At 44.3% G+C, this 6,177-nt stretch carries 5 protein-coding genes; all 5 read right to left on the reverse strand.

The features are described from left to right. Positions 1–5: 5 nt before the first annotated feature. The 5 genes from nuoG to J5I83_RS14220 all read right to left on the reverse strand — a co-directional run bounded on the left by nuoG (position 6) and on the right by J5I83_RS14220 (position 6,157). Complete coding sequence (gene nuoG / locus J5I83_RS14200; RefSeq protein WP_304057332.1) at positions 6–2,411, reverse strand: NADH-quinone oxidoreductase subunit NuoG; 2,406 nt, start codon at positions 2,409–2,411, stop codon at positions 6–8. A gap of 61 nt (positions 2,412–2,472) precedes the next feature. Next, on the reverse strand, positions 2,473–3,750 hold the full coding sequence (nuoF, locus tag J5I83_RS14205; protein WP_304057334.1) for an NADH-quinone oxidoreductase subunit NuoF: 1,278 nt from the start codon (positions 3,748–3,750) through the stop codon (positions 2,473–2,475). Further along, entirely contained in the window at positions 3,747–4,223 is a 477-nt protein-coding gene (gene nuoE, locus J5I83_RS14210) for an NADH-quinone oxidoreductase subunit NuoE (protein WP_304057336.1), read from the reverse strand. The genes nuoF and nuoE overlap by 4 nt, the downstream gene beginning before the upstream one ends. Positions 4,224–4,229: 6 nt before the next feature. Further along, positions 4,230–5,483, reverse strand: a complete 1,254-nt coding sequence (locus tag J5I83_RS14215) for an NADH-quinone oxidoreductase subunit D (RefSeq protein WP_304057338.1) — start codon at positions 5,481–5,483, stop codon at positions 4,230–4,232. Between the two features lie 47 nt (positions 5,484–5,530). Next, the gene (locus J5I83_RS14220; RefSeq protein WP_304057345.1) at positions 5,531–6,157 is read right to left on the reverse strand and encodes an NADH-quinone oxidoreductase subunit C; all 627 of its coding nucleotides are present in this window, start codon (positions 6,155–6,157) and stop codon (positions 5,531–5,533) included. Positions 6,158–6,177: the final 20 nt, after the last annotated feature.

A 6,177-nucleotide genomic window follows, 5' to 3' on the forward strand; every position in this document is an offset into this window, starting at 1 on the left:
TATTTTTATAATTTTTCTACTGAAACTTCCCCAAACATTGCCCCGAGGGAGGACGTATGGGGGTGCGCGCAAGCTATCCGGATACAATTGAGAGGTATTCCATCGTCACAGGCTACTTCAAGCTGTGCTTCACCATTGCCTTGTCTTAATCTAACTATCTCCCCTTCCCTCGCACCAAGCTGTTCGAGCATCATAGTAGACATCCATGCTTTCGGCGATGCCGCATCACGAGTCAGTTGTAAAGATCCAGCGCGCCGTACAATGGTATCTGCTTGATATATAGGAACTTCTCCAATACGTTGCAAACCGTCCAACTTTTTGGAGGATATATTTACCTGATAATCTTTTAAATTATTATTGAGATATCTTGTGATGGCGTCTTCGGCTGGAATAACCTGCGCGCGAATTTGCTCCGAGGTTTCGTAATCAAAACCATCTAACTGCAACAAATTACCTAGTACTCGCAAAACTTTCCAGCCAGGACGAGTATCCCCCAAAGGCGTAACTACACCATTGAAACTTTGCACACGTCCCTCTGTACTGACAAAAGTTCCTGAAGTTTCAGTAAATGGTGCAATCGGTAAAACCACATCTGCATAGCTTGTAATGCTGCCTTTAAACGTGCTCAGAGAAATTACAAATTCAGCATCATTAATTGATTTCATCGCTTGCTGCGGATTGTATGCATCCAGCTCCAGCTCTAGATTCATGAGTATATAGGCCTGACAAGCAGGTCCAGCATTTGCATCATGACCAAGCATCCGGGCCGCATTAAATTGGAATCCATTCTGATCGCTTTTGATTTCAGATCCCAATACACCTCGACCTGGAATCGCGCCTGCGAGATAAGCGCCTACACTGTTGGCTGCTTCGCCGAGAAATCCAAGATTCGCTCCGGTTACCTTTGCAATTAGATGTGCGATTGCATGTATATCTGCGTATTGTGGATGATGCTGCGCTAAATTTCCTAGAAAAATCGCAGTAGAAGGATTAGTTGTCAGGCTTTTTGCGATTGCCCTTGCCACATCGGTGATACTCACGGCGGTAATTGCCTGCTTGATATGCGCAGAAACCTGTTCGAGGGATTTAGTCTCAGCTACTGCCTTAAGGACTTGCGCCAGCATGTGCACCATATCAGCAGGCGCTACAATTGCACGATGTGCGGTTCTCATTAATAGATCATCGTCTATTGGATTAATAATACTAAGTTGCGCTCCTTTTTTTACCGCCTGGCGGAAGCGATGAGCTAGCAGAGGATGATCTTTGCGCAAGGTACTGCCAATAATTAGAATTGAATTTAATTGTTCAATTTCGGCGATATTCATTCCTAACCATGGCACCCCCTCGAGGCTATCATCAGCCCGAAAATCCGATTGGCGAACACGATGATCGATATTTCCACTCCCTAGCATTCGTACTAATTTCTGCAACAGGAAAAGCTCCTCCAAGGTGCTGTGAGCTGATCCTAACGCACCGACACTGCTCGCGCCGTGTTTCTCCATTACCGATTTCAACCCTTCAACGGTAAATACCAGTGCTTCCTGCCAATCACATGTATGCCACTGACCATTACGCTTGATCATGGGAGTTGTCAGACGATCATCCGAATTTAACCCTTCGTAGGCAAAACGATCTTTATCCGATAACCAGCATTCATTAATCTCTTCATTCTCACGAGGCAAAACCCGCATCACACGGTTCTGTTTGATCTGCACAATTAAATTGCTGCCCAAGCCACAATGCGGACTGATCGACTTCCTCCGTGATAACTCCCAAGTACGCGCTGAATAACGGAATGGCTTACTGACCAGAGCACCTACTGGACAAAGGTCAATTACATTGCCTGATAATTCTGAATCAACTGTTTGGCCCACAAACGCCAAAATTTCTGAATGCTCACCACGGCCCGCTTGACCTAATTCCATGATCCCGGCAATTTCCTGACCGAAACGCACACAGCGTGTACAGTGAATGCAACGAGTCATATCAGTTGAAATAAGCGGCCCAAGATTCTTATTTACCACTACCCGTTTTGCTTCCTGATAACGAGATTCACTGGTTCCATAACCTACTGCAAGATCTTGTAATTGACATTCACCGCCCTGATCGCAAATAGGACAATCCAAAGGGTGGTTGATCAACAAGAACTCCATGACACCTTTCTGAGCTGTTACCGCCTGCTGAGAATGCGTAAATACTTTCATCCCTTCCGTTGCGGGGGTCGCGCAAGCCGGTAAAGGTTTGGGTGCTTTCTCTACTTGCACCAAGCACATACGGCAATTTGCAGCAATCGATAACTTTTTGTGATAACAAAAATGAGGAATATAAATTCCGAGCTGCCTTGCACCGTCCATTACAGTGCCACCTTTGGGTACAGTTACTTGCTTACCATTGATTTCGATATTGATCATCGATTACAAACTCTCGGCTTAATCACAGATAATAAAAAGATTCACATCGACTTAACGCACATCACACCATGCATTTCTTATGCTCAATGTGATAGGCAAACTCATCGCGAAAATGCTGGAGCATTGCACGTACCGGCATTGCCGCTGCATCGCCTAGTGCACAAATAGTGCGCCCTTGAATATTGTCAGCTAGATTATCGAGCAGATCCAAATCTTCTGGTCTACCTTTGCCATGTTCTATGCGATTGACGATACGATAGAGCCAGCCCGTCCCTTCCCTGCATGGCGTACACTGGCCGCATGATTCCTCGTAATAGAAATAAGAAAGGCGTTCCAGTGCCTTCACCATACATGTAGTGTCATCCATGATGATGACTGCCCCTGAACCAAGCATTGACCCAGCTTTAGCAATTGAGTCATAGTCCATGTCTGTTTTCATCATTACATCTCCCGGTAGTACTGGCATTGATGACCCGCCTGGAATACATCCTTTTAGCTTCCTGCCACCGCGCATACCTCCTGCCATTTCCAATAATTCTGCAAATGGAGTTCCTAGCGGCACTTCATAATTTCCCGGTTTATTCACATGACCTGATACTGAAAAAATCTTGGTGCCGCCATTATTTGGTCTGCCGAGCTGCAAGTATTTCTCCCCGCCATGACGAATAATCCAAGGTACTGAAGCAAATGTTTCAGTATTATTGATCGTAGTTGGTTTACCATAAAGACCAAAGCTTGCGGGAAAAGGGGGTTTAAAGCGGGGTTGCCCCTTTTTACCTTCTATTGATTCTAGTAACGCTGTTTCTTCACCACAAATATATGCACCATAGCCGTGGTGATTATAAAGCTGAAAGCTAAAATCGGAGCCCAGGATCTTGTTGCCAAGAAAACCTGCCTGACGCGCTTCTTCTACCGCCTCTTCCATACGCTCATAGGTTTTCCAGATTTCACCGTGAACGTAGTTGTATCCCGTTTTTACACCCATAGCATAGGCAGCAATCAACATACCCTCTATCAGGATATGTGGATTGTATTGCATGATGTCGCGATCTTTAAATGTACCTGGCTCGCCTTCATCTGAATTACATACCAGATACTTATCCCCCTCATATTGCCGGGGCATAAAACTCCATTTCAAACCTGTTGGAAAACCCGCACCACCACGACCTCGTAATGCAGATTTTTTGACCTCCTCTATGATTGCCTCAGGAGGTATTTTATTAGCAATAATTTTCTTAAGAGCAACATAGCCATCACGCTTAAGATAGTTTCTCAATCTCCAGTTATCAGGTTCAGCAGGATCCACGCCAGCCAAGATTATCTGCACAGGCTGAGTCATTTGCGCAATTCCTCCAGCAATTGATCTATTTGATCATTGGACATAAAGCTACACATTCGTTTGTTATTAACCAACAAGACAGGCGCGTCGCCGCATGCCCCCATACATTCACCTTCCTTTAAGGTAAATAGTCCATCCGCAGTAGTTTCATTAAATCCAATTCCAAGCTTTTGCTTTAAGTAATCCGCTGCAACATTTCCGCCCGATAAAGCACAAGGCAGATTGGTACAAACCGTGATTTTATATTTGCCCAACGGTTTCAGATTGTACATATTATAGAATGTGGCAACTTCATACACTGCAATAGCCGGCATCTCCAAATATTTGGCAATGAAATTCATGGTTTCGGTAGCAAGCCAGCCTTTCTCATCCTGTGCAATAGCAAGTGCAGACATAACTGCCGATTGTTTCTGATCAGCAGGATACTTTGCTATTTCTCGATTTATTTTTTCCAAGGATTCAGCACTTAACATTTTTATTTATCTGTCTATTTCACCAAAAACGATATCCTGTGTACCAATAATTGCCACTAAATCAGCAATCATGTGGCCACGTGACATTTCATCCAAGGATGCTAGATGGGCAAATCCCGGAGCACGAATTTTTAAACGGTAAGGTTTATTAGCACCATCAGAAATAATATAGATACCAAATTCCCCTTTAGGATGCTCTACCGCTGCATAGACTTCACCTGGCGGAACATGAATACCTTCAGTGAAAAGTTTGAAGTGATGAATCATCTCCTCCATATTCTGCTTCATGGCTACGCGTGATGGAGGAGCAACTTTATGGTTGTCAACGATGACTGGCCCGGGATTATTGCGTAACCATTCGACACATTGCTTGATGATACGGTTAGACTGACGCATTTCTTCGATACGCACTAAATAACGATCATAGCAATCCCCATTAACTCCTACGGGTATATCAAAATCAACCTGATCATAAACCTCGTAAGGCTGTTTCTTGCGCAAATCCCACTCTACTCCGGAACCTCGCAGCATTGGCCCGGTAAACCCTAAAGCCTTCGCCCGCTCTGGTGATACTACACCAATATCAACCAATCGCTGTTTCCAGATACGATTGTCAGTTAAAAGTGTCTCATACTCATCCACATATTTCGGAAACCGATTAGTGAAATCCTCAATAAAATCGAGCAATGACCCCTGACGGTTCTCATTTCTTTTCTTTGTTTCTCTTTCGTCATGAATATGTGATGGCTGATACTGGGGCATTGTGTCAGGCAGATCCCGGTACACCCCACCCGGGCGGTAATAGGCAGCATGCATTCTCGCGCCAGAAACTGCTTCATAGCAATCCATCAAATCTTCTCTGTCTCTGAATGCATAGAGAAATACGGTCATTGCTCCCACATCCAGCGCGTGCGCTCCCAACCAAAGCAGGTGATTCAATATCCTCGTTATTTCATCAAACATGACACGTATATATTGAGCTCGCAAAGGAACTTCGATTTGCAGTAATCGCTCAATTGCCATCACATAGGCATGCTCATTTGCCATCATGGAAACGTAATCTAGCCGATCCATATAGGGTACCGACTGAATATAGGTTTTGTTTTCAGCTAATTTCTCTGTAGCACGATGCAGCAGCCCAATATGCGGATCTGCTCGCCTGATCACTTCACCATCCAACTCCATTACCAATCGCAACACACCGTGTGCAGCAGGATGTTGCGGTCCAAAATTCATGGTGTAATTACGTATTTCAGCCATACTCTAAGCAATCCCAGCATCAAAAAAGATATTTTTTGATTTCATGTTTAATCGACTTTATCACCCTCACCGTAATAGTCCTCACGGATTACATACGGCGTTATCTCCCGAGGCTCTATTGTGATGGGTTGGTAAACAACTCTTTTCTGATCAGCATCGTAACGCATTTCCACATGTCCAGATAATGGAAAATCCTTGCGGAATGGATTACCAATGAAGCCATAATCAGTAAGAATTCTACGCAAATCTGGATGATTGGAAAAAATGATGCCGTATAGATCAAATGCCTCACGCTCAAACCAATTAGCCGCCGGCCAAATACCCATTACTGAATCCACCATCGGAAATTCATCATCATCAACGAATATCCTTACTCGCAACCGATGATTATGCTTTACCGAAAGCAAGTGATAAACAACTGCAAAACGCCTGCCCTGACGCCGCTCCCCTGCATATGATTCATTGGTATAGGCAGAGTAATCAACGCCACACAAATCAATGAGCATATCAAAATTCAAATCTGGATGATCGCGTAACACCTTGACCGCATCCAACAAATCTTGCGACTGGACTACGATGGTTATCTCTTTCAGGTGCTGGTTTAAACTAATCAGCTTATTACCAAACGCATTCTGTAACGATGAGGTGAGTTTTTCAAAACGACTGGTCGACATGGTAAGGCCTAGCGTGCAAT

This window comes from Nitrosomonas communis (genome assembly GCF_024102715.1).
Taxonomy (GTDB): domain Bacteria; phylum Pseudomonadota; class Gammaproteobacteria; order Burkholderiales; family Nitrosomonadaceae; genus Nitrosomonas; species Nitrosomonas communis_B.

What these genes read in the sequence shown, in the direction of transcription:
- nuoG (WP_304057332.1), bottom strand. Translation starts at nt 2,411, where the DNA reads ATGATCAATATCGAAATCAATGGTAAGCAAGTAACTGTACCCAAAGGT.
- nuoF (WP_304057334.1), bottom strand. Translation starts at nt 3,750, where the DNA reads ATGACTCAGCCTGTGCAGATAATCTTGGCTGGCGTGGATCCTGCTGAA.
- nuoE (WP_304057336.1), bottom strand. Translation starts at nt 4,223, where the DNA reads ATGTTAAGTGCTGAATCCTTGGAAAAAATAAATCGAGAAATAGCAAAG.
- J5I83_RS14215 (WP_304057338.1), bottom strand. Translation starts at nt 5,483, where the DNA reads ATGGCTGAAATACGTAATTACACCATGAATTTTGGACCGCAACATCCT.
- J5I83_RS14220 (WP_304057345.1), bottom strand. Translation starts at nt 6,157, where the DNA reads ATGTCGACCAGTCGTTTTGAAAAACTCACCTCATCGTTACAGAATGCG.